At 68.2% G+C, this 1,218-nt stretch carries 1 protein-coding gene; it reads left to right on the top strand.

Translation table 11 applies throughout. The features are described 5' to 3' along the window. On the top strand, nt 1–1,218 hold a 1,218-nt coding region (locus AQI95_RS43990; protein ID WP_244189129.1), incomplete at both ends, for a condensation domain-containing protein.

The raw sequence follows: 1,218 nt of genomic DNA, 5'->3' as shown, positions 1-1,218 counted from the left end.
ACTTCCCCGGGCTGGCACAGGTCGCAGTCATAGCCCGCGAGGACCAACCGGGCGACAAACGCCTCGTGGCCTACGTGGTCGCCGAGGCCGATAACGACGACACCCTGGACACCGAAGCCCTGCACACGCACGCGGCCGGTCTGCTGCCGGAGTACATGGTCCCCACCACGTTCATGGTCCTCGACCGGCTCCCGCTGACCACCAACGGCAAGCTGGACCGGCGGGCCCTGCCGGCACCCGTGTACGAAGCCGACCTGGCCGGGCGCGGTCCGCGGACCCCGCAGGAGGAGATCCTGTGCGGCCTGTTCGCCGAGGTCCTGGGCGTGCCCACAGTCGGCATCGACGACAACTTCCTTGTACTGGGCGGCCACTCCCTCCTCGCCACCCGCCTCATCAGCCGCATCCGATCGGCCCTGGGCGTCGAAGTTCCAGTAGGGACCCTCTTCGATGCCCCCACCGTCGCCGCCCTCACCGACCGGCTCGCGGAAGCAGACTCGGCCAGGCCTGCACTGACCGCGCTGGAGCGCCCGGCACGGATCCCGCTGTCACCCGCACAGAACCGCCTCTGGTTCCTCAACAAACTGGAGAGGGCGAGCGCCACTTACGTCCTGCCGCTCGCGGTACGACTTTCAGGGGAGCTCGATCGAGCAGCTCTGGAAGCGGCGATAGCCGATGTGATCGGCCGACACGAGACCCTGCGGACGGTGTTCCCGGAGGTCGACGGGGAGCCTCAGCAGCTCATTCTGGAGCCCGAACAGGTCCGCCCTGAGCTGCCTGTGGTGGAGGTCGACGCAGCGGACCTGGACGAGGCACTTCGAGCCGCCGGCAACACCGCCTTCGATGTCACTGTCGATCTGCCGCTGCGGGCCCGGCTGTTCGCCACCGGCTCGGACCACCACGTCCTGCTCCTGGTACAGCATCACATCGGAAACGACGGCTGGTCGCTGGCCCCGCTGGCCCGTGACATCAGTCTTGCCTACACCGCACGGTGCGCGGGTACGGCGCCGACCTGGTCACCGTTGCCCGTGCAGTACGCCGACTTCACCTTGTGGCAGCGCGAGCTCCTCGGTGCGGAGGAAGACCCCAGTTCTCTGGTGAGCAGGCAACTGTCCTTTTGCACAGGCGCGTTGGACGGGATTCCCGACCAGCTCGAGCTGCCCTTCGACCGGCCTCGGCCGAAGGTGGCCAGCTACCGCGGCGACACCGTCCCGATCAGGC

It is taken from the genome of Streptomyces yokosukanensis (assembly GCF_001514035.1).
Taxonomy (GTDB): Bacteria; Actinomycetota; Actinomycetes; order Streptomycetales; family Streptomycetaceae; genus Streptomyces; species Streptomyces yokosukanensis.
Note: the sequence above shows the minus strand (reverse complement) of the source record. Positions and strands in the feature narration are given on the sequence as shown.